Genomic DNA, 668 nt, shown 5'->3' with positions numbered 1-668 from the left:
TTTAGATCGGTGCTAGAGGAAGCGCCTGAAGGACGGTTTGCACCACCCCAACCATTACGACCAGTATCGATGAGCATACCGAGTGTAGAGGGGAAGCCCTTGTCGATCATGGCTTGACGCCACGCCTGCACGAATTGTAACTCTTCTAGGTATTGAGTCCACTCATAGAAGTCTGATGAACGGATTGGATTACCACCAACCTGCAAATTAGGATCTTGCAAGTAGGGTTCGGTAACTGGCGTGTAGTTGGCAGAGTTAGAAGCAAAACCAGCGATGCTGTTTGCGCCCTTGTCAGTAGCCAAAATTGCGTCGCCAATTAAAGCAGCCGCTTCAGAGAAGTTGTCGCTCCAACCTAACCAACCTGAGTGAGCAACATCCACGTAAGAATATACGTTAGGGATCTTGCCTAGCTCGTTAAGTGCGTACTGAATGCCATCAACGTAGCCGCCTGGGCCGTTCGCTTCCTGACAATCGGCCTCGTCGAGGTTGGTAACCAAGTTAGGTAGCGAATCAACTTCGATAACCGCAACGATGCGAATACCGGAGTACTTAGAGTCGCCAATAATCTCGGTAATACCCGCGATGTACTCGTTCTGGTAGCGTTCAAAGCCACCTTCAGAAATACGCAATTCACCGTTAGAAGCCAGTGCCGCACAGTCGCGGTTTGG

At 50.3% G+C, this 668-nt stretch carries 1 protein-coding gene; it reads right to left on the bottom strand.

The genetic code is table 11. The annotated features are described in order from the left end of the window. Positions 1–668 (bottom strand): glycoside hydrolase family 6 protein (locus IDZ20_RS10845; RefSeq protein WP_188151457.1); only part of this gene is annotated, 668 nt, incomplete at both ends.

The organism is Teredinibacter waterburyi, assembly GCF_001922985.1.
GTDB classification, from domain to species: Bacteria; Pseudomonadota; Gammaproteobacteria; order Pseudomonadales; family Cellvibrionaceae; genus Teredinibacter; species Teredinibacter waterburyi.
This window is presented reverse-complemented; position numbering and strand designations above follow the sequence as displayed.